Annotated in this window: 23 protein-coding genes and 1 pseudogene; 12 read left to right on the top strand and 12 right to left on the bottom strand. The window is 65.7% G+C overall.

What is annotated here, in order from left to right; all coding sequences use genetic code 11:
* Positions 1 to 106 (top strand): annotated as a pseudogene (locus EWH12_RS16380) (IS5/IS1182 family transposase); the annotation flags it as partial.
* A 261-nt stretch (positions 107 to 367) separates the two neighbouring features.
* Here the strand turns inward: EWH12_RS16380 and EWH12_RS16375 are convergent.
* The 3 genes from EWH12_RS16375 to EWH12_RS16365 form a co-directional block, all read right to left on the bottom strand.
* Positions 368 to 937, bottom strand: a complete 570-nt coding sequence (locus tag EWH12_RS16375) for a hypothetical protein (RefSeq protein ID WP_129927242.1) — start codon at positions 935 to 937, stop codon at positions 368 to 370.
* Between the two features lie 6 nt (positions 938 to 943).
* A complete protein-coding gene (locus EWH12_RS16370) occupies positions 944 to 1,249 on the bottom strand; it encodes a hypothetical protein (protein WP_242496094.1) in 306 nt (101 codons plus the stop codon).
* A 157-nt stretch (positions 1,250 to 1,406) separates the two neighbouring features.
* Complete coding sequence (locus EWH12_RS16365) at positions 1,407 to 1,847, bottom strand: host attachment family protein (protein WP_066601267.1); 441 nt, start codon at positions 1,845 to 1,847, stop codon at positions 1,407 to 1,409.
* A 94-nt stretch (positions 1,848 to 1,941) separates the two neighbouring features.
* On the opposite strand from EWH12_RS16365, the gene serS reads away from it, so the two are divergent.
* The 4 genes from serS to rimO all read left to right on the top strand — a co-directional run bounded on the left by serS (position 1,942) and on the right by rimO (position 6,930).
* Positions 1,942 to 3,219 (top strand): serine--tRNA ligase, encoded by a 1,278-nt coding sequence (gene serS, locus EWH12_RS16360; protein ID WP_129927241.1) that lies wholly within the window; start codon positions 1,942 to 1,944, stop codon positions 3,217 to 3,219.
* Between the two features lie 149 nt (positions 3,220 to 3,368).
* Positions 3,369 to 4,439, top strand: a complete 1,071-nt coding sequence (locus EWH12_RS16355; protein WP_422917739.1) for a peptidoglycan DD-metalloendopeptidase family protein — start codon at positions 3,369 to 3,371, stop codon at positions 4,437 to 4,439.
* Positions 4,436 to 5,494, top strand: a complete 1,059-nt coding sequence (locus EWH12_RS16350) for a potassium channel family protein (RefSeq protein WP_066601265.1) — start codon at positions 4,436 to 4,438, stop codon at positions 5,492 to 5,494. Before EWH12_RS16355 ends, EWH12_RS16350 begins: the two co-directional genes overlap by 4 nt.
* 47 nt (positions 5,495 to 5,541) lie before the next feature.
* Positions 5,542 to 6,930 carry a 30S ribosomal protein S12 methylthiotransferase RimO gene (gene rimO, locus EWH12_RS16345; protein ID WP_207212424.1) on the top strand — a complete coding sequence of 463 codons (1,389 nt, stop codon included), beginning with the start codon at positions 5,542 to 5,544 and terminating at the stop codon, positions 6,928 to 6,930.
* 117 nt (positions 6,931 to 7,047) lie between these two features.
* On the opposite strand, the gene EWH12_RS16340 is transcribed toward rimO, so the two are convergent.
* Entirely contained in the window at positions 7,048 to 7,881 is an 834-nt protein-coding gene (locus EWH12_RS16340) for a DUF4163 domain-containing protein (RefSeq protein WP_129927239.1), read from the bottom strand.
* Positions 7,881 to 8,081 carry a hypothetical protein gene (locus tag EWH12_RS16335; RefSeq protein ID WP_066601263.1) on the bottom strand — a complete coding sequence of 67 codons (201 nt, stop codon included), beginning with the start codon at positions 8,079 to 8,081 and terminating at the stop codon, positions 7,881 to 7,883. The genes EWH12_RS16340 and EWH12_RS16335 overlap by 1 nt, the downstream gene beginning before the upstream one ends.
* A 140-nt stretch (positions 8,082 to 8,221) precedes the next feature.
* Here EWH12_RS16335 and EWH12_RS16330 point away from each other — a divergent pair, with 140 nt between their 5' ends.
* From EWH12_RS16330 to argC, 4 genes are read left to right on the top strand one after another with little or no spacing between them, the layout of a single operon-like run.
* Positions 8,222 to 9,619 (top strand): leucyl aminopeptidase family protein, encoded by a 1,398-nt coding sequence (locus tag EWH12_RS16330; protein ID WP_066601262.1) that lies wholly within the window; start codon positions 8,222 to 8,224, stop codon positions 9,617 to 9,619.
* A 60-nt stretch (positions 9,620 to 9,679) separates the two neighbouring features.
* The gene (locus tag EWH12_RS16325) at positions 9,680 to 10,075 is read left to right on the top strand and encodes a MarR family transcriptional regulator (protein ID WP_066601257.1); all 396 of its coding nucleotides are present in this window, start codon (positions 9,680 to 9,682) and stop codon (positions 10,073 to 10,075) included.
* Positions 10,035 to 10,943, top strand: a complete 909-nt coding sequence (locus EWH12_RS16320; protein WP_066601256.1) for a C40 family peptidase — start codon at positions 10,035 to 10,037, stop codon at positions 10,941 to 10,943. Before EWH12_RS16325 ends, EWH12_RS16320 begins: the two co-directional genes overlap by 41 nt.
* Positions 10,940 to 11,884, top strand: a complete 945-nt coding sequence (gene argC / locus EWH12_RS16315; RefSeq protein ID WP_129927238.1) for an N-acetyl-gamma-glutamyl-phosphate reductase — start codon at positions 10,940 to 10,942, stop codon at positions 11,882 to 11,884. The genes EWH12_RS16320 and argC overlap by 4 nt, the downstream gene beginning before the upstream one ends.
* Positions 11,885 to 11,899: 15 nt before the next feature.
* Here the strand turns inward: argC and EWH12_RS16310 are convergent, their stop codons facing one another.
* Entirely contained in the window at positions 11,900 to 12,109 is a 210-nt protein-coding gene (locus EWH12_RS16310; RefSeq protein WP_201785474.1) for a hypothetical protein, read from the bottom strand.
* Positions 12,110 to 12,340: 231 nt separating this feature from the next.
* Between EWH12_RS16310 and EWH12_RS22295 the strand changes: the two genes are divergently transcribed.
* Positions 12,341 to 12,514: a hypothetical protein gene (locus tag EWH12_RS22295; protein ID WP_165363646.1), complete on the top strand. Its 174-nt coding sequence runs from the start codon at positions 12,341 to 12,343 to the stop codon at positions 12,512 to 12,514.
* Between the two features lie 51 nt (positions 12,515 to 12,565).
* Positions 12,566 to 13,891: a PQQ-dependent sugar dehydrogenase gene (locus EWH12_RS16305; protein WP_066601254.1), complete on the top strand. Its 1,326-nt coding sequence runs from the start codon at positions 12,566 to 12,568 to the stop codon at positions 13,889 to 13,891.
* Positions 13,892 to 13,931: 40 nt separating this feature from the next.
* On the opposite strand, the gene EWH12_RS16300 is transcribed toward EWH12_RS16305, so the two are convergent.
* Entirely contained in the window at positions 13,932 to 14,750 is an 819-nt protein-coding gene (locus EWH12_RS16300; protein ID WP_129927237.1) for an ATP-binding protein, read from the bottom strand.
* Positions 14,751 to 14,873: 123 nt separating this feature from the next.
* Between EWH12_RS16300 and EWH12_RS16295 the strand changes: the two genes are divergently transcribed.
* Complete coding sequence (locus EWH12_RS16295; RefSeq protein WP_066601250.1) at positions 14,874 to 15,827, top strand: L-threonylcarbamoyladenylate synthase; 954 nt, start codon at positions 14,874 to 14,876, stop codon at positions 15,825 to 15,827.
* Between the two features lie 308 nt (positions 15,828 to 16,135).
* Here EWH12_RS16295 and EWH12_RS16290 read toward each other — a convergent pair whose 3' ends face one another.
* The 5 genes from EWH12_RS16290 to EWH12_RS16270 all read right to left on the bottom strand — a co-directional run bounded on the left by EWH12_RS16290 (position 16,136) and on the right by EWH12_RS16270 (position 20,740).
* Positions 16,136 to 16,399 carry a hypothetical protein gene (locus tag EWH12_RS16290; protein ID WP_129927236.1) on the bottom strand — a complete coding sequence of 88 codons (264 nt, stop codon included), beginning with the start codon at positions 16,397 to 16,399 and terminating at the stop codon, positions 16,136 to 16,138.
* 96 nt (positions 16,400 to 16,495) lie between these two features.
* The gene (gene msrA, locus EWH12_RS16285) at positions 16,496 to 17,029 is read right to left on the bottom strand and encodes a peptide-methionine (S)-S-oxide reductase MsrA (protein ID WP_066605100.1); all 534 of its coding nucleotides are present in this window, start codon (positions 17,027 to 17,029) and stop codon (positions 16,496 to 16,498) included.
* Positions 17,030 to 17,070: 41 nt separating this feature from the next.
* Positions 17,071 to 18,777 carry a long-chain-fatty-acid--CoA ligase gene (locus tag EWH12_RS16280; RefSeq protein ID WP_066601246.1) on the bottom strand — a complete coding sequence of 569 codons (1,707 nt, stop codon included), beginning with the start codon at positions 18,775 to 18,777 and terminating at the stop codon, positions 17,071 to 17,073.
* Positions 18,778 to 18,913: 136 nt separating this feature from the next.
* Positions 18,914 to 19,597 (bottom strand): DUF1013 domain-containing protein, encoded by a 684-nt coding sequence (locus EWH12_RS16275; RefSeq protein WP_066601244.1) that lies wholly within the window; start codon positions 19,595 to 19,597, stop codon positions 18,914 to 18,916.
* Between the two features lie 114 nt (positions 19,598 to 19,711).
* Positions 19,712 to 20,740 carry a glycosyltransferase family 4 protein gene (locus EWH12_RS16270; RefSeq protein WP_066605097.1) on the bottom strand — a complete coding sequence of 343 codons (1,029 nt, stop codon included), beginning with the start codon at positions 20,738 to 20,740 and terminating at the stop codon, positions 19,712 to 19,714.
* Between the last annotated feature and the right edge of the window lie 3 nt (positions 20,741 to 20,743).

Here is a 20,743-nt window from a genome sequence, read left to right as displayed (position 1 = left end):
GCTCGCGAAAGACTGGGAGCGATCCATCGCCTCATCAACAGCTTGGGCCCTCATCGCCTCAATCCGCATGCTCACACGCAGAACCGCAAGGTATTGTCAGAATTGAGAAACTTCCGAATCCGGCTCTTAGAGATGATATTGAGGGTTAACGGGATTGCAGTTAACCCTTTCTTTTGCGTTCATGCGCATAGGAAGTTCCCGTCAGCCCATCGCTGGAAATCCAGAGAGAGGCGCGGGGTAACAAGAGAAGAGTGGATCCTATGTCGGTACGGATGGCTTTGGCGAAATTATGCGCCTGCACTTGCGGCGGAGCGATCATTGGCGGCGGCGCCGTCCATGTCGCCGAAAACGCCCGGCCGGCGGTGGTTCACAGCAGCAAGAGCATGAAGGCCGCGCCCAAGAAGCGCCTGGCCGTCCGCACGGTGCAACGCAAGATCGTCAAGACCGTGCAGGTCACCAAGCCGCAGACGGTGACGGTGGTGACGCAGGCCGCGCCCATTCCGCTGCCCGCGCCGATGCCACGCGCAGAAATGCCGATGATGTCGGGCGGTGGCGGCGCCGTGCCGGTCGTGATGGGCGGTGGCGGCGGCTTTGGCGGCGGCGGGTTCATCGGCGGTTTCTTCGGCGGCGGTGGCGGCGGCAGCGGCGGTGGATCGGTCGTGATCTCCTCGACCAGCAGCTCGACCGGCGGCATCAGCAGCTCGACCAGTTCGACCACGGGCGGCGTCTCGACCTCCACCGGCGGCGTGTCCACATCGACCGGCGGCGTTTCGACGTCGAGCGGGAATGTGTCGACCTCTTCCGGCAATGTGTCGACGTCGTCGGGCAATGTCAGCAGCAGCTCGTCTTCTTCGTCCAGCTCCAGTTCCAGTTCCTCCTCCTCGTCCAGTTCGTCGTCGAGCAGTTCGGGCGGTTCGAGCGGCGGCAAGCCACCCAAGCCGGGTCACCCCGGTTCGAGCGGCGGCAGTTCGGGCAGCAGCGGCTCCAGCGGCAGTTCGGGGTCCAGCGGCAGCTCCGGGTCCAGCGGCGGGTCCGGTTCGTCCTCCTCGTCCAGTTCGTCGTCCAGCAGTTCTTCCTCGTCGGGCGGCTCGTCCAGCTTCGGCAGCACGGGCAGCACCGGATCGAGCGGCAGTTCCGGTTCCAGCGGGTCGAGCGGCAGCTCTTCCTCTTCGTCCAGCAGTTCGTCATCCAGCAGTTCGAGCGGGGGTTCGAGCAGCACCGGGGGCACCGATGTTCCGGCTCCGCCCATGGTGCTCCTGTTTGGCGCGGCGGCCGTGGCGCTTGTCGCCCGCCGCCGTTTCGCCGAACGCAAGGCGAAGGCCGCCGCTTAATTGCAGCGCCCGCCACAAAAAGGGGCGGCCCCGGCATCGGGCGCCGCCCCTTTTTGTCGTGCCAAGCCGGACGGGTCAGGCCGCTGCGATAATTTTCTCGATCTCCAACACCGGATGATTGGTCAGATCCTTAGCGATCTCACCGACCAGGCGGCTCTGCACTTCCTTATGATAATGTTTGCGCATCTCGCCCAGTGCGGTGGGCGGGGCGACGATGATCAGCTTCTCGTAATCCTGCGCAAAGGCCCGACGCTTGAGCAGGTCGGTCGCTTCGGTGGCGAAGCGCGCTTCTTCCAGATCATGAAAGTTGACCTGCTCCATCGAACTCTGACGCCCGCCCATGGGGGACGAAGACCGACCCGCCGCGTCCGAAGCCTGATCGCGATTGGCGGGGTTATCCTGCACCTTGACCTCTTCCGCCTCCAGTTGGGGAAAGGCGTCATCGCCCTTGTTGCGGAAGAAAAGCAGCTTGCGGCCGTCCGCCACCAGCACCATCGCGTCATGTTCGATCTGCATCGCTTCGTCCTTTTCTTTTTGATTGATGCAGGACTAACGAGCCAGCGGCGCATAGGGTTGCGCGGCCCGTCGCGCGGCGGCATAGGACTGCCCCATGCATGATATCCGCTTCATCCGCGAAACCCCCGCCGCCTTCGACGCTGACCTTGCCCGGCGCGGTCTGGCCCCGCTCTCCGCCGAGATATTGGCGCTGGATGAGCAGAGTCGGTCGATCAAGACGCAATTGCAGCAGGACCAGGCCCGCCGCAACGAGGCGAGCAAGGCGATCGGGCAGGCGATGGCCGCCAGGGATATGGCCAAGGCCGATGCGTTGAAGGCGGAAGTCGCGGCGCTGAAAGAAGGCGCGCCCGCGCTGGAAGCCCAGGACAAGGCGGTCGGCGACGCGCTGACCGCGATGCTGGCCGCCATCCCCAACCTGCCCGCCGACGATGTGCCGCAGGGCGCGGACGAGGCGGATAATGTGGAGGTCAGCCGCTGGGGCACGCCGCGCGATTTCGACTTTCCGCCGCAGGACCATGCCGATTTCGGGCCGGCGCTGGGGCTGGATTTCGAGGGCGGCGCGAAGCTGTCGGGCGCGCGTTTCACGGCGCTGCGCGGGCAGATGGCGCGGCTGCATCGGGCGCTGGCGCAATATATGCTGGATACCCAGACGGGCGCCAACGGCTATGAGGAGGTCAACCCGCCGCTGTTGGTGCGGGATGAGGCGCTGTTCGGGACGGGGCAGTTGCCCAAGTTCGCCGAGGATCTGTTTCGCACGACCGACGGCCGCTGGCTGATCCCGACCGCCGAAGTCTCGCTGACCAATCTGGTTGCCGACCACATTGTGCCGACCGACAGCCTGCCGCTGCGGCTGACCGCGCTGACCCCGTGCTTCCGGTCCGAAGCCGGTTCGGCGGGGCGCGATACGCGCGGCTTCATCCGCCAGCATCAGTTCGAGAAGGTCGAGCTGGTCGCGATCGCCAAGCCCGAACAGTCCGAGGCCGAACATGCGCGCATGTGCGCGGCGGCGGAGGGGATTTTGCAGGCGCTGGACCTGCCCTATCGCAAGATGCTGCTGTGCACCGGCGACATGGGCTTTGGCGCGCGCAAGACATGGGATTTGGAAGTGTGGCTGCCCAGCCAGGCCACCTATCGCGAGATCAGTTCCGTCTCCAACTGCGGCGATTTCCAGGCGCGGCGGATGAATGCGCGCTACAAGCCAGAGGGCGAGAAGCAGACCCGCTTCCTCCACACGCTCAACGGGTCGGGACTGGCGGTGGGGCGGACGCTGGTCGCGGTGCTGGAAAATTACCAGCAGGCCGATGGCAGCGTCACCGTGCCGGACGTGCTGGCGCCCTATATGGGCGGGATCACGAAGCTGGAGCCGCGCTGAACCCTGCCCCGTTCGGTTCTCGACAGGCGCGAACCGAACGGGCGTTTGAGACAGGGAGTGCGACAGTTGCACGCGATTGCGCTATTTTTTAGTTAGCTAACTAACTGAATCACGCTCCGCCTCGCTGCGGACTGAAAATGCTGGAAACCATGGCAGGATCAGATACACACGGCGCGATGCAGCGCCCGTTTCTTCTGATCCTGCCGCTCGGCACGCTCCTGCTGGCCGCCTGTATTCCCTATCAGGCCGAACGCGCCGATCCGGCGCCCACGCCGCCGCCGCAGATGGATGCGGACGCATCGACCGTCGAACTGGCGGAAAAGCAGCCGGTCTGGACCGCGCAGCAGGTTGTGGCGAACGCCCGCACCGTGGCCAGCGCCACCTATGTCGTGCAGCCCGGCGATACGCTGCGCGGGGTCGGCAATCGCACCGGCGCAGGGTCGGAGGCGATCGCGCGCCACAATGGCCTGACCGCGCCCTATGCGATCCGGGCGGGGCAGAAGCTCCACATCCCCGGCGGCCGTTATCATCTGGTGGCGGAGGGGGAGACGGGCATCGCCATCGCATCGGCCTATGGCGTCGCGTGGAGCAGGATCGTCGCGGTCAATGACCTGAGCGAACCCTATATGCTGCGGCGGGGCCAGCGGCTTTTGCTGCCCGGCGACGCGCCCGCCCGCGCGCCGGGCATCGAGCAACGCGCCGCCGCCTTCCGCATCGATATCGACGATGTGCTGACCGGCGGCCAGCCCGCCGCGGCCGACAATGCGGCGGTCGCCGTCGCATCCAGCGCGCCACGCCCCCTGCCCTCCAACGTGCCGATCGCCCAGCCCACGCGCTTCGCCGGCAGCTTCGCCTGGCCGGTCAAGGGCGTGATCCTGTCGCGTTTCGGCCCCGGTGAAAGCGGCGCGAAGAACAACGGCATCGACATCGCCGCGCCCGCCGGCACGCCGATCCGTGCGACCGCGGACGGCGTCGTCGCCTATGCCGGGGACAAGGTGGCGGTGTTCGGCGGCCTGGTCCTCATCAACCATGGCGGCAGTTGGGTCAGCGCCTATGGCCATGCCGCCCGTGTCGATGTGGTGCGCGGGCAGAAGGTGACCAGGGGTCAGGTGATCGGCCTGGTCGGCGACACCGGTTACGCCAGCAAGCCCAAGCTGCATTTCGAATTGCGCAAGGACCGGGCGCCGGTGAACCCGATCGGTCAGTTGCCGCCGGCATGAGGATCAACGAAGCCCGCCCCGCGCTTGGCGCCGCTGGCTTTCTGCGGCGACGATCGTCTATGCCGATGTGGGCGGACCTGGTGTGGCGCGTCGCGCTGGTGTTCGGGCTGATCGCGCTGGTGCTGTTGCTGCACTGGGTCGGGCGCGATGGGCTGAAGGACAATCTCGACAACGATATCAGCTTCGTCGATGTCCTTTACTTCACCACGGTCACGGTGACGACGGTCGGCTATGGCGATATCGTCCCGGTGACGCCGGAAGCACGGCTGTTCGAAGCGCTGCTCGTCACCCCCATCCGATTGTTCGTCTGGCTGATCTTCCTCGGCACGGCCTATAACCTCTTCCTCCGCAACATCCTCTACAGGTGGCGCATGGCGCGTATTCAGGCTGATCTGCACAATCACATCATCGTCACCGGTTTCGGCACCAGCGGGCAGGAAGCGGTGCATGAACTTCTCGCCCGCGGCACCGACCCGCGCGAGATCGTCGTCATCGACGGCAGCGAAAAGGCGCTGGAACTGGCCGAAGCGCAGGGATGCAATGTGCTGTGCGGCGATTCGACGCGCGACCGCACGCTCAAGGATGTGGCGATCCACCGCGCCCGCAGCATGATCGTGTCGGCGGGGCGCGACGATACCTCGATCCTCATCACGCTCACCGCCCGCCACCTGGCGCCGCGCCTGCCGATCAGCATCGTCGTGCGCAACGAAGATAATGAGTTGCCCGCGCGGCAGGCCGGGGCGACCACGGTCATCAACCCGGTCAGTTTTGCCGGACTGCTGCTGGCCGGCAGCACCAGCGGCCGGCATATCGCCGATTATATGGCGGATCTGGCCGCATCGGGCGGGCGGGTGAAGCTGAACGAGCGAACCGTGCTGCCCGAAGAGGTGGGCGGGCCATTGTCGGCGATCGGCACCGGCCTTGGCCTGCGCATCTATCGCGGCGACCGCCCGATCGGCTTTTGGGAGGAGGAGGCCAAGCGGCTCCAGAGCGGCGACGTCATCATCGAGATCACCGAAGGGAATGGCCTCCCCGAACCTGCGGACGGCGACTGATTCCGGGGACGCTATGGCGGCGCGTGACATTTGGCGCGTAAATCCCTATGTGCGCGACCATCATGGCAACCAAATTTCCTGACGCGCCGAAGATCGGCATGGTTTCGCTCGGCTGTCCCAAGAACCTGGTCGATTCCGAGCGCATCCTGACGAAGCTGCGTTCCGACGGCTATCAGATGTCGCCCGACTATGCCGGCGCCGACGTCGTGCTGGTCAACACCTGCGGCTTCCTGGATTCCGCCAAGGAGGAATCGCTGGAGGCGATCGGCGAGGCGATGGCCGAAAATGGCCGTGTGATCGTGACCGGCTGCATGGGCGACGAGGCGGATGTCATCCGTGCGAAATTCCCGCAGGTGCTGGCCGTTACCGGCGCGCATCAATATGAGCAGGTGGTCAATGCGGTGCATGATGCGTCGCCGCCCATCCCCAACGCTTTTGTCGACCTGGTGCCCGAAGGCGGGCTGAAACTGACGCCGCGCCACTACAGCTATCTGAAGATTTCGGAGGGCTGCAACCATCGCTGCTCCTTCTGCATCATCCCCTCGATCCGCGGCGACCTGGTGTCGCGCCGGATCGACGCGGTGCTGCGCGAAGCCGAAAAGCTGGTGCAGGCGGGCACGAAGGAATTGCTGGTCATCAGCCAGGATACGTCGGCCTATGGCGTCGATACGCGGCACGATCCCCGCCTGTGGAAGGGGCGCGAGGTGCGCGCGCACATGACCGACCTGGCCCGCGAACTGGGGCAGTTGCGCACGGCGGATGACGTCGCGCCCTGGGTGCGGCTCCACTATGTCTATCCCTATCCCCATGTCGATCATGTCATTCCGCTGATGGCCGACGGGCTGCTGACGCCCTATCTCGACATCCCGTTCCAGCACGCCGCGCCGTCGGTACTGAAAGCCATGAAGCGCCCGGCCAACGAAGCCAAGGTGCTGGATCGCATCCATAAATGGCGGGCGATCTGCCCCGACATCACGATCCGGTCGACCTTCGTCGTGGGTTTCCCCGGCGAAACGGAGGCCGATTTCCAATATCTGCTCGACTGGCTGGACGAGGCGCAGCTCGATCGCGTCGGCGCCTTCCGCTTCGAGCCGGTCGAGGGCGCGCCGGCGAACGCCCTGCCGGGCGCCTTGCCCCAAGAGGTCAAGGAAGAGCGTTACCAGCGGATCATGGAGAAAACCGCCGCGATCAGCGCCGCCAAGTTGCAGGCGAAGATCGGCCGGGTGCTGCCCGTCATCATCGACGAAGTGGGCGAGCCGGACGAGGAAGATGGCAGCGTCGGCGCGACCGCGCGCAGCCAGGCGGATGCGCCGGAAATCGACGGCAATGTCTTCCTGCGCGATGTCGGCGAAGGGCGGAGGGCAGGCGATATATTCGACGTCGTGATCGAGGATGCCGACGAGCATGACCTTTATGGGACGCCTGTTCAGGACTGAAACGCGATAAGTCAGGGTCGTACATTACGACATGCGTTCCCGCGAGGGCGGAACCCAGTTCAGACGGCGGGACTGTGTTCCCGCCTTCACGGGAACACAGTCACTTTGCGCCACAGGTTACCGGGCCACGAACCCATCCTGATATTCGGTCTTGATCGCCTTGCGCATCGCCGCATCGACCGGCAGCGGCACGTCATAGCTGCCTTCCGCATAGGGTCCGGCGCTGTAGGGACCAACGATCACGGTGATGCTGTCGATCAGCTTGCCGTCCTTCGACGTCGGCACCAAAACCTGTTCCATCGGGTCGATGCATTTGGTGAATTCATCGTCGCCGCGCACCACCGGCGCGCCACGCTTTTCCGCGCGCTGCTTGTCGAGCGCCGCGCAGAAGGGTTCTTGGATCACCGCTGCGAAGGCGGCGGGCGACGTCATCATCGCCTTGACGCTCGTCTCGCGCTTGCGCGCCTTGTCCCACAGCAGCGCCTCAAAGCCAGTCATGCCATGCGCGCCGCCGGTATAGACATAGGTTTCCGACTGGAGCGCCAGAAAGCGCGGCGTGTCCGCAGCGACGCGCCATTGGGTTTCCAGGCTGTGGGGCCGGAACGGAAAGCCCGACTCCTTGGCGGCGGCGCTGTCTTCCTTCGCCATGGACAGCGCATCCGCCTTGGATGCAGCCCTGTCCTTCGCGAACTTCTCCACTATGACGGGCACCGCCGCGGCCTGCGCCGGATAGGCATAGGAAAATTCGAGGAAAGGATTTTTGTCCTTCTCGGCAAAGGGCTTGGCCGGCGGCGTCGGCGCTTCGACGCCGACCATCTTTCCCACATAGCGGGAGGCGGCCGCATTGGCCGCCGCGTCGCCGCCGCCATTATCCTGCGAAGGCGTGCAGGCGGCGGCCAACAGGGCCGCCGCCGGAACCAGTCCCCTGCCCCCGACCCCGCCTGATCGCATCAATGCGCCTTCGCTGCGCGGCAGCGTTCGCCGACCGCCTTGCGCGCGTAATCGCTGCCCAGCGCCAAGCCGGCATTGGGCCAGCCTTCCGCGATCAATGCTTGCTGCACCGCATGGCTGTTATCGAATTGGCCCGTTTCGGCCAGCGCATAGGCGCGCGCCCTGGCGGCCTGAAGGCCCCGGTCATCACCGTGAATCATTGTCCGTCTCCTTTAATCTATGCCTGTGAATCTAGGCCCGCCCGGTGCGCAGCGCAAACGAAGAAAGGGCCGAACGTGCCGGGTGCGCGATGAAAAAATTGCGCTTTCCATCCACATTCCCTTTCCCTTACACCCGCGCAATGACCGATTTTTCCGACCTGCTCAAAGCCGACAACCAGCAACCCGCCCGATCGATCCAGCTTGTCGACGCCAGGGGTTATGACGCATGGATCGCGGCCCAGCCGGCGCGGGCGCGCGCCCTGGTTTCGGCGCAGAAATTCAGGGGCCAGCCCCATGACGTCGCGATTCTGCCGGGCGAGAGGGACGATGACTGGTCGGTGGTCGCCGGGGTGGCCCATGGCGACGCCCTGGGATCATGGTGTCTGGCGCGGGCGGCCGAAACCCTGCCCGAAGGCGTCTATCGGCTGGCGCAGGGGTCGGCGGGAGCCGCGGCGCTGGGGTGGCTGACGGCGCAATATCGCTTCGACCGCTATCGCCGGGATGATGCGTCGGCTGGCGCGCGCGTCCTGCTGACGAGCGATGTCGCCCGGATCGCGCCGACGGTGCAACTGGGCCAAGCCGTCGCGCTGGTCCGCGACCTGGTGAACACGCCCGCCGCCGACATGGGGCCGCCCGATCTGGAAGCCGCGGTGGAGAAGGTCGCCGCCGCCTTTGGCGCGCATGTGGCGACCATCAGCGGCGATGCGCTGGAACAGGGCTATCCGATGATCCACGCGGTCGGCAAGGCGGCTGACAAGAGGTTCGCGCCGCGCCTGATCGAATTGCGGTGGGGTGACCCTGCCGCGCCGCGCATTGCGATCGTGGGCAAGGGCATTTGCTTCGATAGCGGGGGGCTGGATATCAAGCCGTCGTCGGGAATGCGCCTGATGAAGAAGGATATGGGCGGCGCGGCCCATGCGCTGGCGCTGGCGCAGCTCATCATGGCGGCGCGGTTGCCGGTGCGGCTGCACCTGCTGGTCCCGGCGGCGGAAAATGCGATCGCGGGCAATGCGTTTCGCCCCGGCGACATATTGCGCAGCCGCAAGGGGCTGAGCGTCGAAATCGGCAATACCGATGCCGAAGGGCGGCTGGTGCTGGGCGATGCCCTGACCCGCGCGGGGGAGGAAAAGCCGGAACTGATCGTCGATTTCGCGACCCTGACCGGCGCGGCGCGCGTGGCTGTCGGCCCCGACCTGCCCGCTTTGTTCGCCAATGACGATGCGCTGGCGGCCGATATGGCGGTCGCGGGTGGCGAGGTGGACGATCCGACCTGGCGACTGCCCCTATGGGATGGCTATGCCGACATGCTGAAGTCCGATATCGCGGACCTCAACAATGCGGGCGAAGGGGGCTTTGCCGGCGCGATCACAGCGGCGCTGTTCCTCAAGCGCTTCGTGCCCGACGACACGCCCTGGCTGCATCTCGACACCTTCGCCTGGCGCCCCTCCGCCAAGCCCGGCCGACCCAAGGGCGGCGAGGCGCTGGGGCTGCGCGCGGTCTTCCGCCTGCTGCAACATCGCTATGGGCGGGCCGGATAAAGGCTGCGATTGCGTCTCATCCGTTACGCAACCGGATTGGGAATGGTGCGTTAAGGTGACATGAACGCGCTATCCGCAACCGAAATCGACCGCCCCGGCCTGCAATCGCTTGGCCAATGGATGCGCACCCTCGTCGATTATGTCCGATCGGGCAAACCCGACCTGACCAACCGCCAGATGGCGTTGATGATGACCGTCTATATCGGGTCCGGTCCCCATACGGTGCGCGGCCTGGCCGAAGCGCTCCATGTTTCAAAGCCCGTCATCACGCGCGCACTGAACAAGCTGTCGGCGCTCGGCTACCTCCGCCGGGAACGCGATGTGGCGGACCGTCGTAATATTTTCATCACCCGGACGCCAAAAGGCGCGGAATTTCTTGACGCCTTTCACCATTTCATCGCAGGAACCGCGCGCGATGAACGGCATAATTACACCCCTGCGGAACGGACCGCCTGAACGAACCCGCTTCGAGCTTGATGGCCGGTCGGTCGCGCTGGATCGGCGCATCCATGCGGCGCGCGGCGACCTGGCGGACCTGTCGCTGGCTGGCGTCCTGTTTTCCGCCCATTATGCCCGCGCCGTGCCGCTCACCTGCGTTGCGCCCGGCGCCGCGATAACATCGGCCCCCACGCCGACAGCCGAAGCCGTCAGCGAATTGCTGCGCGGCGAAACCTTCCATGCACTCGACGTGATGACCGACTGGGCATGGGGCTTTTGCGGCCATGATGGCTATGTCGGCTATATTCGCCGCGATGCGCTCGACATTCTGGAAACGCCCAGCCATCGCATCATGGTGGAAAGCGCGCCACTGTTCAGCGCCGCCGACATCAAGTCGTCCATTGCCGAACATTGGCCGAGCGGCGCGCTGTTTTCCGGCGTTGTACAGGGCGACTTCATCGCCTGCGCCGAAGGCTTCGTCCATATCCGCCATGCCCAGCCGATCGATGCCAAGTCATCCGACTGGGTATCCGTGGCGGAACGCTATCTGGGCCAGCCCTATGTCTGGGGTGGACGCGGCCATCGCGGGATCGACTGTTCGGGCCTGGTGCAGGCCGCTCTGGGGCAGGCGGGCATCAGCGTCCCGCGCGACACCGACCTGCAATGCGAAGGCATCGGGATGCCGATCGACGGCGACGCGGCGCTGCAACGCGGCGACCTGGTCTTCTTCCCCGGCCATGTCGGCATCATGGCCGACGCCAAGACCCTGCTGCACGCCAACGCCTATTGGATGGCGGTTGTGAAGGAGCCGCTGGCGGACGTCGTCGCCCGGCTGGCCGACGCGCACCCGCAGCCGATCATCGCCCGGCGGAGGATCAGCGCATGAGCATCAACGTCTTCATCGACGGCGGTCACGGCACCACCGGGATCGAAATCGCCGACCGGCTGGCGGGGCGTTCCGAATTGTCGCTGATCACCGTGCCGGAAGAGCAGCGGCGGGACGCCGGCGCGCGCCGCGATGCGCTGAACGCCGCCGATATCGTCATCCTGTGCTTGCCCGACGATGCCGCGCGCGAAGCGGTAGCGCTGATCGACAATGATCGCACCCGCGTCATCGACGCATCGACCGCGCATCGCGTGGCCAATGGCTGGACCTATGGCTTTCCCGAATTGGAGCCGGGTCATCGTGAGGTGCTGGCGGGCAGCCGCTTCGTCGCCAATCCCGGCTGCTGGCCGACCGGCTTTCTGGCGCTCGTCCGTCCGTTGGTGCTGGCGGGGCTGATCCCCGCCGATTGGCCGGTGACGGTGTCAGGCGCTTCGGGCTATTCGGGCGGCGGCAAGGCGATGATCGCGGACTATGAGGGCGATACCGGCGCGCCCAGCGCCTTCCGTCCCTATGGCATGGCCCTGGGCCACAAGCATGTGCCGGAAATGACTCGCTATTCGGGGCTGACCCACCCGCCGCTGTTCGCGCCCGCGGTGGCCGACGCCTATCGCGGCATGATCGTGGAAGTGCCGTTGCAGTTGCGGGCGATGCCGGGCGCGCCGGCGCTGGCCGACATCCATGCCGCTCTTGCCGCCGCTTATGCCGGGTCGCAAATCGTCAGCGTGGCATCGCTGGAGGACAGCCTGAGCATCGGCCAGGTGGCGTTGGAGCATGTCGGCGCGACCGACCGGCTGGCGCTCTTCGTCTGCGGCAACGCCGACAGCGGGCAGGCCCGGCTGGTGGCGGCGCTCGACAATCTGGGCAAGGGCGCGGCCGGCGCGGCCGTGCAGAATCTCAACATCCTGGCGGGCCTGCCCGAAACCGCGGGCCTGCGGTTGTAACTGCGGCCGTGGATTTTAGTGGATGGTGCCGAGCGGCTGGTCGTAGGTCAGCAGCACGATCAGCCGCTCGATCTGACGCCAATGGCAGAAATGGATATGATTGCCCTGATCCAGGCTGCGGTCGGCGCGCGCGGCGGCTTCATAGCCGGCATTGTCACCGAAAGCCGCCATCAGCTCGGTCGCGTCTTCATAGCTCTTTCGGTTCGAAAGATATGGCACCTGCATTGCGACCCCCGACTCGTTCCTGGCGACCTTATTATGGAGCACGCTGTTCAATCACCGTGCCATTTCAACGCTTTGGCGTGAATGGCTGGTTTGGACGGTAAATCGTCCATTAGGGAAGTCCCGATATGGATCAGCCATCCCGTCACGGGACGATGCTTCCCGAAACGGGGCTGTCCGGGATGGCCTTCAAAGCCGCTGGCCTTGTCGCGCGGTCCATGGCAAGGGGCCGCCATGACCAAGGAGACGAAAAACCCGACCGGCGCTGGCGCGATCATCGCCTTCCTCATCCTGGCCGGTACGATCGGCGGCGGCTTGCTGGGCCAGCCCAGCATCGGGCTGCTGGCGGGCGCAAGCGCGGGCGTGCTGATCGCCGTCCTGCTGTGGCTGCGCGAACGCGGCAAATAAGCCGCACACGCCGCCTTGCCCGCCGCCCTGCGTCCGCATAGATGTGAGCGCATGAAGAAGCATATCATCGCCCTCGCCCTCATCGCGCTCCTGATCGCGGGCGGCATTTTCCTTTATCTGGCCCAGGGCAACACGGCGCAACTCCCGCCGGGCGCGGATACCGGGCGCGAGCCGCTGTTCACTACCCCGCGCAACGAAATGATTCCGACGGTCAATATCGCCGAGGTGAAGCCGTGGACCGGCGATGAAAAGCCGGTCGCGGCCAAGGGACTGAACGTGGCGCGCTATGCCGATGGCCTGGCCCATCCGCGCTCGCTGCTGCGCCTGCCCAATGGCGACGTGCTGGTGGCCGAAACCAACAGCCCGCCGCGGCCCAAGAACGGCATCGTCAGCCGGGTGATGAGCTATCTGATGGACAAGGCGGGGGCTGGCGCACCGTCCGCCAATCGCATCACGCTGCTGCGCGACGTCGATGGCGACGGGCGGGCGGAAACCAAGACCGCTTTCCTGACCGGCCTCAACTCCCCTTATGGCATGGCGCTGATCGGCGACACGCTCTATGTAGCGAACACCGACGCGCTGATGGCCTTCCCCTATAAGGAAGGCGATATCAGGATCACCGCCAAGGGGCGCAAGATCATCGACCTGCCCGCGCAGGCGCCCAACCAGCATTGGACCAAGAGCCTGGCCGCCAGCCCCGAAGGGCTGCTCTATGTCGGCGTCGGCTCCAACAGCAATGTCGCCGACAATGGGCTGGAAGTGGAAAAGGGCCGCGCCCTCGTGCTCGAAGTCAATCCCAAGACCGGCTATAAGCGCATATTCGCATCGGGCCTGCGCAACCCCGTGGGCCTTGCCTTCGAACCCAAGAGCGGCGCGCTGTGGGGCGTGGTCAACGAACGCGACATGCTGGGCGGCGACCTCGTCCCCGACTATCTGACGCGGGTGGAGTTCGGCGCTTTCTACGGCTGGCCATGGAATTACTGGGGCGGTTATGAAGATCGCCGCGTCCAGCCGCAGCGACCGGAAATCCGCGAATATACCCACCGGCCCGACTATGCGCTGGGCAACCATGTCGCGCCGCTGGGCCTGACCTTCGCCGACAAGCTGCAACTGGGCGCGCCCTATACCGACGGCGCGATCGTGGGCCTGCACGGCAGTTGGAACCGCAAACCGGCCGCCGGTTACAAGGTCGTCTATGTCGGCTTTGCCGATGGCGAAGCGGGCAAGGCCAAGCCGGTGGACCTGCTGACCGGCTTCCTGGACAAGGATGGCGCCGCGCATGGTCGGCCGGTCGACGTCACCGCCGACGCCAAGGGCGCGCTGCTGGTCAGCGACGATGTCGGGGGCGTGGTGTGGCGGGTGACGAAGGCGCAGTGATGGCAATCATCCGTTCGCTTCGAGCGAACGGATGCAGGCTTTACACACTCAGCCCATTGCGCCCGGCCAGGTCGACCACATACTGCCAGGCGACACGGCCCGACCGGCTGCCGCGCTGGGTCGCCCACTGGATCGCCTCCAGCGGATCGAACGCCAAGTCCAGCTTGGCCGCATAGCCGCCCACGATCGCAACATAGGCGTCCTGATCCAGCGCATGGAAGCCGAGGCTGAGACCGAAGCGGTCGGACAGCGCCATCTTGTCGTCCACCACATCGCGCGGATTGATGGGATCATCCTGTTCGGACAGGTGGCGCGGCACAATATGGCGGCGGTTCGACGTCACATAGAGGCGGACATTGGCGGGCCGCGCCGCCGTGCCCCCCTGCAACAGCGACCGCAGCGCCCGCGCGTCGCCCACGCCCTGTTCCTCGAACCCCAGATCGTCGAGGAACAGGATGAAGGGGCGCGTCGTGCCGCGCAGCAGGGCAAAGAGCGCGGGCAGGCTCGCCAGTTCATCGATTGCGCATTGCATCAGGGCGATGTCCTGCCCTTCCGCCTGCAACAGGCCGACGACGGACGCTACGGCCGCCGATTTGCCGGTCCCGCGCGCGCCCCACAGCAGCACGTCATGCGCGGCATGGCCGGCCGCATGGCGGCGGCTATTGTCCAGCAGCGCGCCCTTCTGCGCATCGATCCCGGTCAGCAGCGCATAGTCCACCGGCGCGAATGCCTCCACCGCATGGATCGCCCGCCCGTCCCAGACATAGGCGGGGAAAGCGGCGAGATCGGCGCACGAGGGAGGCGGCGGCGCGAGCCGTTCCAGCGCTTCGGCGATACGGATAAGGAGGGCGTCGGTCATGGTCGCGGCTTAACCGCCGATCCGCGCGGCTGCAAGCGCCCTGCTCCTCTCTGCGCGTCGATGTCATTTCCCTGACGCAATGGCCTTTTACTTGCCTAATCCGGGGTCTATATCGCGGGGGTCGTGACTATCGCTCATCCATCATTTTCGACGAAATCCTGCCGCTATGGCGCCGAAGCCCTGCGCGAGGCGGCCTTGCTGATCCGTGCGGGCGAGCCGGTGGCGGTGCCTACCGAGACGGTCTATGGCCTGGCCGCCGACGCCACCGACAGCAATGCCGTCGCCGCGGTCTACAGCGCCAAGGGGCGGCCCAGCTTCAATCCGCTGATCGTCCATGTCGCCGACCGCGCCATGGCGGAGCGGCTGGCCGATTTCTCGGCCGTGGCGGGTCTGCTCGCCGACCATTTCTGGCCAGGCCCGCTGACATTGGTGTTGCCGGTGCGCAGCGACAGCGGCCTGTCGCCGCTGGTGACGGCGGGGCTGCCGACCGTCGCGCTGCGCCTGCCCGCTCATCCGGCGATGCGCGCGCTGATCCGGGAAAGCGGCTGCCCGCTCGCCGCCCCCTCCGCCAATCGCAGCGGATCGATCAGCCCGACCTGCGCCGAACATGTGCTGGCCAGCCTGGGCGGCAAGATCCGCATGATATTGGACGAGGGGCCGACCAGCGAGGGACTGGAATCCACCATCGCCGCGCCCGCAGAGGATCGCGTCCGCCTGCTGCGCCCCGGCCCCGTCACCGCCGCCATGCTGGAGCAAGCGACCGGACTGCCGGTGATGATGACCGATGATGGGAAGATCGAGGCGCCCGGCCAGTTGGAAAGCCATTATGCGCCGTCAAAGCCGGTGCGACTGAATGCGCTGCGGGCGGAAAAGGACGAATATCTGATCGGCTTCGGGCTGATGCCCTGCCATATCAACCTCAGTCAGGAGGCGGACCTGCGCGAGGCCGCGGCCCATCTGTTCGCCGCCCTGCACGTCGCCGACGCCAGCGCTGCCGCCCGCATCGCCGTGGCGCCCATCCCGAACGAGGGCATCGGCGCGGCGATCAACGACCGGCTGCGGCGGGCCGCGGCTTGATCGGGATTAGTTGGTCGCGACAGAAAGCAGACGTTGAGCAGACGGGCTTTATGATCGGCAAGCGGATGACCCACTACCGTCACCCCAGCGAAGGCTGGGGTCTCAGGCGACAGTGCGATGCGGTTGAGTATGTGCCAAGCCGGACCGCCGCTTGCCCCCGCACGAGACCCCAGCCTTCGCTGGGGTGACGGGATTTTTACGTTGCCTGTCGCGTGAAGTCTCGCACAAAGTAGACAGTACGCTCTCCACCCAAACCAGACATACGCTCCGCCCCGGTCAAACGCCTGGCATTCCCGTTCAACCCAGCCTCACCCGCAATTGTCATAACCCGCGTCGCGGCACTGTCTGCGCCGCTCCTTGTCCGCCTTCTTGCGCTCCTTGCCCTCGCGCGCTTCCTGCTTGCGCATCTTGCGGCCATAATTGCGGTCGGCTTCATCCTGACTGGTGGTAGACCAGTCCACGATCTGCGATCCGGCGCGCACCGGCGCGGTCACGACGCTCGCCACCGTGCGCACGCAAGCCGGCAGCGCCAACAGCAATAAGGGCGTCGCCAGCAATACCCATTTTTTCATCGTCCATTCCCGACTTGTCGTTCGCGCCTCCCTAACACGGGCGACATGAACAGCCCACTAAGAACGGCGCGAAAAGCGACGGGCCGTAGCGACGGCTCAGCCCTCGATCCGGGCCGCGAAGCCCTTGCGCAGCTTGGCGAGCTTGGGCGGGATCACCGCCATGCAATAGGGGTTCCGGTCGCCGACCCGGTCCCAATATTTCTGGTGATAATCCTCGGCGGGATACCAGGGCGCGTCGGGCTCGATCGTCGTGACGATCGGATCGGCCTGGTCCGCCTGCGCTCGTTCGATGCCCGCGCGCGCCTGCGCTTCCTGCTCCGCCGAATGGGGAAATATCGCCGACCGATATTGGGTGCCGACATCATTGCCCTGCCGGTTCAGGGTCGTGGGATTATGGGTCGCGAAGAAGATGTCGAGCAGGTCGGCATAGCTGATGATCGCCGGATCATAGGTGATGCGGATCGCTTCGGCATGGCCGGTCGCGCCCGAACAGACCTGTTCATAGGTCGGATCGGGCAACGCGCCGCCGATATAGCCGCTTTCCACGCCCTCGACGCCCTTGAGATTCTGGTAGACCGCTTCGGTGCACCAGAAGCAGCCACCGGCCAGCGTCGCGATTTCCTGCGCCATGTTCATTCCTTATCCATGTTCGACGCCACAGATAAGCATTCTCACGCCGCGGTTCCAGCCTCCGCCCGCGCCGCGTCCGCCTTGGCGCGCTCTTCGGCCACCAGTTCCTTGCGCGACAGCTTGCCCACCAGCGTCTTGGGCAGGTTCAGCCGCACCTCGACCGCGCAGACCCGCTCATGCTTGCCCAGTTGCGGATTGAGCCAGTCCATGAGCGCCCCGCCGTCCATCTCCGCGCCTTCGTTCAGGGTCACGAACGCCTTGGGCTGCTCACCGCGATAATGGTCGGGTATGCCGATCACCAGCGCCTCCTTGACCGCAGGATGGTGATACAGGACCGATTCCACCTGGCTTGGAAACACCTTGAAGCCGCCGACCGCGATCATGTCCTTCAACCGGTCTACGATCTTCACATAGCCGTCCTCGTCGATCAGGCCGACATCGCCGGTGCGGACATAGTCGCCGACGAACACTTCGGCATCGGCGTCCGGCCGGTTCCAATAGCCCTTCATGATCTGCGGCCCGGCAAAGAGCAGTTCGCCCGGTTCGCCTTCGGCCGGCGGGCGGGTCGGGTCTTCACGATCGACCAGCTTCACCCGCGTCCCTGGCACGGGCTGACCCACCGTCCCGCTCTTGTTCAACCCCTCATAGGGATTGGTGCAGACGATCGGACTGGTTTCGGTCAGGCCATAGCCTTCGATCAGTTTGGCGCCGGTCGCCGCCTCGAACTTCTGCTTCAACTCCAGCGCCAGCGGCGCGCCGCCGGAAATGCAGGCGCGCAAGGAGGAGAAATCGATGTTGCGAATGGCGGGATGGTCCAGCAGCGCCTGGAACATCGTCGGCACGCCGGGCAGCGACGTCGCCTTGACCCGCTGCACAGCCGCCAGCACCTGCGCCGCGTCGAAGCGCGGCAGCATCACCATCTCGCCCCCATTCACCACCGTCCGGTTGAGCGTGCAGGTATTGGCGAAGACATGGAAGAAGGGCAGCACCGCGATGATCCGATCCGGCTCGTTCGCGTGCGGATCGATCGCCTGCGCCTGCCGCGCATTGGCGGTCAGGTTCTGGTGGGTCAGCATCGCCCCCTTGGGCGTGCCGGTCGTCCCACCGGTATATTGCAGCAACGCGACGTCGTTGACCGGGTCGATCTCCGGCACGGAACACCCCCCCGCATTGGCGACCAGCCGGTCGTAGCGGATGATGCGCGGATCGTCCGGCAAGGGCGTGGACTCGCTGGCCTTGAACCAACGGAACAGCAGCGATTTGACCGGCGGCAGCATCTCGGCGACCGACCCGACGATCAGCGTCTCCAGCGCGCTATGGTCCAGCACCTGCAGCGCGGTGGGCAGCAGCGCCTTGGCTGACAGGGTGAATAAAATCTTCGTGCCGCTATCTTCGACCTGATGTTCCAGTTCGGCCGCGGTGTAGAGGGGGGAGAAGTTGACGACGATCGCGCCGGCCATCAGCGCGCCATAATAGGCCGCGACATAATGGGGGGTGTTGGGCAGATAGAGGCCGACCCGGTCGCCTTTGCGCACGCCCATGGCCTGCAAGCCGCAGGCGATCCTGCGAATTTGCTCCAGCACCGCGCCATAGCTGAAATGCCGCCCCATGAAATCGATCATCGGCGCGTCGGGGTGGGCCGTTGCGCTGTTCGTGACCATGTCGCCCATCGACAACGGGGGGAATGTCTGGTCCCAGGCCGTGGGGTGCTGATAGCGTTCTCGCCAGATTTTTTCTATGCTCTCCATGCCCGAAGTGTATGGGCACCGGGCACTTTACGCAAGCGTCAACCAACGCAAAAAGGGCCACGCGGCGTGAACCGCGCGGCCCTGAAAAATGCTGCGTCGCCGCGACTTGGAGCAAGTCGCCGATGACGCTACGGCATTACACCTCGCCCTTGTTGCTGCTGAACGGATCGAGGATCGTGGCTGTCGCCGAAATCAGGTCCGTCTCGGCCTTCAACGCCTCTTCGGCGCGGCGCACCGTCTCCTGACGCTCCCGCCGCAGTTCCTCGATCAAGGCCTCGCGGTCGCCATCCAGGCGCGAATCGGTCGGCGCCTCGATGCCCAGCTTCTTGGCCGTCTTGGCGACCAGAGCGTCCAGCTCCCGCTGCGAACACAGTCCCAGCGTCACCGGGTCTTTGGGCGTGATGTTGGAGATGTTCCAGTGAGTGCGGTCGCGGATCGCCGCGATGGTGGTGCGCGTGGTGCCGATCAGCTTGCCGATCGCGCCATCGGACACTTCGGGATGATTGCGCAGTATCCAGGCGATGCCGTCCGGCTTGTCCTGACGCTTGCTGACGGGGGTGTAACGCGGCCCCTTGGTGCGGCGGACCGGCTCAGGGCCTTTGAGCATCTTGAGCCGATAGTCGGAATTGCTCTCGCCCTTGTGGATTTCCTCCATGGTGATTTCATGGGCGCGCACCGGATCGCGGCCGGTATATTTGATGCTGGCGGTGTCGTCGGCGATCGCCTGCACTTCCAAAATGTGGAGCCCGCAAAATTCCGCGATCTGGTCGAAGCTCAGGGCGCTATTGTCGATCAGCCAGCTGGCGGTCGCGTGAGGCATGAGGGGCTGGGACACGGGGTCTTCTCCGGCGTAAAAACGATAAGGGCCGCCCAAGCAGGGCGGCCACGACGGATAAGAGATAGTCCATGACGGCAGGCTGAGCAAGGAAAAGCGTCAGGCGGCGCTTTCGATCAGCGTGGCCGGGATGGCGTGCAGCCCCGCCAGGAACTCGCGCGCGCTGCGCTCCCAGCTGAAGCTGCGCCCATAGGCGGCGCAGGCGGCGCGATCGCACGGCAATGCGGCGGCGATCGCCTGCCCCAGATCCTCCGACAGCGCCCCGCATTCCGCCGTCACGATATCGACCGGCCCGGTCACCGGATAGGCCGCGACCGGCGTGCCGCAGGCCAGCGCCTCGATCATCACCAGCCCGAACGTGTCGGTGCGGCTGGGGAAGACGAACACATCCGCCCCGGCATAAGCCCCCGCCAGTTCAGCACCGAACATCGGCCCGATGAAGCGGGCCTGCGGATAGGCCCGCGCCAGCGCCGCGCGCGCCGGTCCATCGCCCACCACCACCTTGGTCCCGACATGGTCGGTGGCCAGGAACGCCTCCAAATTCTTTTCCACCGCGACCCGCCCGACATAGAGCATGATCGGGCGCGGCAGATAGGCGTAAAGCGCGGGCGGCGGCGCATCGGGGGTGAAGGCAGCCAGGTCTACGCCCCTGCCCCATGGCCGCACATTGGGCACGCCATGCGTGCGGAGTTGCTCGCGCACGGATCGGGTCGATACCAGCACCGCCTGCGCCGGCCCGTGGAACCAGCGGATATAGCGCCAGAACCAGGCCGCAGGCAGGCCGGTGCGCTGCGCGACATAATCGGGGAAATGGGTGTGATAGGCGGTGGTGAACGGCACCCCGCTGCGCAGACACCAGCGCCGCGCCGCCAGGCACAGCGGGCCTTCGGTCGCCAGATGCACCGCATCGGGCTGGAACGCCGCGATCGCCTGACCCACGACGGTCGATCGCACCAGCGCCAGCCGGATTTCGGGATAGGTCGGGCAAGGAATGGAGCCATAGAGATCGGGCGAGATGACCTCGACCACATGCCCCATCTGCTCCAGTTCGGCGCGGATCGTCTGGAGCGTGCGCACGACGCCATTGACCTGCGGGCTCCAGGCGTCGGTGACGATCGCTATGCGCATGGG

This window comes from Sphingobium cupriresistens (assembly GCF_004152865.1).
GTDB classification, from domain to species: Bacteria; Pseudomonadota; Alphaproteobacteria; order Sphingomonadales; family Sphingomonadaceae; genus Sphingobium; species Sphingobium cupriresistens.
This window is presented reverse-complemented; position numbering and strand designations above follow the sequence as displayed.

Excerpts from the sequence above, each read along its gene's own strand:
- EWH12_RS16370 (WP_242496094.1), bottom strand. The coding sequence starts at position 1,249 with ATGGGCGGAGCCGGAACATCGGTGCCCCCGGTGCTGCTCGAACCCCCG.
- EWH12_RS16365 (WP_066601267.1), bottom strand. The coding sequence starts at position 1,847 with ATGCAGATCGAACATGACGCGATGGTGCTGGTGGCGGACGGCCGCAAG.
- serS (WP_129927241.1), top strand. The coding sequence starts at position 1,942 with ATGCATGATATCCGCTTCATCCGCGAAACCCCCGCCGCCTTCGACGCT.
- EWH12_RS16355 (WP_422917739.1), top strand. The coding sequence starts at position 3,369 with ATGGCAGGATCAGATACACACGGCGCGATGCAGCGCCCGTTTCTTCTG.
- EWH12_RS16350 (WP_066601265.1), top strand. The coding sequence starts at position 4,436 with ATGAGGATCAACGAAGCCCGCCCCGCGCTTGGCGCCGCTGGCTTTCTG.
- rimO (WP_207212424.1), top strand. The coding sequence starts at position 5,542 with ATGTGCGCGACCATCATGGCAACCAAATTTCCTGACGCGCCGAAGATC.
- EWH12_RS16340 (WP_129927239.1), bottom strand. The coding sequence starts at position 7,881 with ATGCGATCAGGCGGGGTCGGGGGCAGGGGACTGGTTCCGGCGGCGGCC.
- EWH12_RS16335 (WP_066601263.1), bottom strand. The coding sequence starts at position 8,081 with ATGATTCACGGTGATGACCGGGGCCTTCAGGCCGCCAGGGCGCGCGCC.
- EWH12_RS16330 (WP_066601262.1), top strand. The coding sequence starts at position 8,222 with ATGACCGATTTTTCCGACCTGCTCAAAGCCGACAACCAGCAACCCGCC.
- EWH12_RS16325 (WP_066601257.1), top strand. The coding sequence starts at position 9,680 with ATGAACGCGCTATCCGCAACCGAAATCGACCGCCCCGGCCTGCAATCG.
- EWH12_RS16320 (WP_066601256.1), top strand. The coding sequence starts at position 10,035 with ATGAACGGCATAATTACACCCCTGCGGAACGGACCGCCTGAACGAACC.
- argC (WP_129927238.1), top strand. The coding sequence starts at position 10,940 with ATGAGCATCAACGTCTTCATCGACGGCGGTCACGGCACCACCGGGATC.
- EWH12_RS16310 (WP_201785474.1), bottom strand. The coding sequence starts at position 12,109 with ATGCAGGTGCCATATCTTTCGAACCGAAAGAGCTATGAAGACGCGACC.
- EWH12_RS22295 (WP_165363646.1), top strand. The coding sequence starts at position 12,341 with ATGACCAAGGAGACGAAAAACCCGACCGGCGCTGGCGCGATCATCGCC.
- EWH12_RS16305 (WP_066601254.1), top strand. The coding sequence starts at position 12,566 with ATGAAGAAGCATATCATCGCCCTCGCCCTCATCGCGCTCCTGATCGCG.
- EWH12_RS16300 (WP_129927237.1), bottom strand. The coding sequence starts at position 14,750 with ATGACCGACGCCCTCCTTATCCGTATCGCCGAAGCGCTGGAACGGCTC.
- EWH12_RS16290 (WP_129927236.1), bottom strand. The coding sequence starts at position 16,399 with ATGAAAAAATGGGTATTGCTGGCGACGCCCTTATTGCTGTTGGCGCTG.
- msrA (WP_066605100.1), bottom strand. The coding sequence starts at position 17,029 with ATGGCGCAGGAAATCGCGACGCTGGCCGGTGGCTGCTTCTGGTGCACC.
- EWH12_RS16280 (WP_066601246.1), bottom strand. The coding sequence starts at position 18,777 with ATGGAGAGCATAGAAAAAATCTGGCGAGAACGCTATCAGCACCCCACG.
- EWH12_RS16275 (WP_066601244.1), bottom strand. The coding sequence starts at position 19,597 with ATGCCTCACGCGACCGCCAGCTGGCTGATCGACAATAGCGCCCTGAGC.
- EWH12_RS16270 (WP_066605097.1), bottom strand. The coding sequence starts at position 20,740 with ATGCGCATAGCGATCGTCACCGACGCCTGGAGCCCGCAGGTCAATGGC.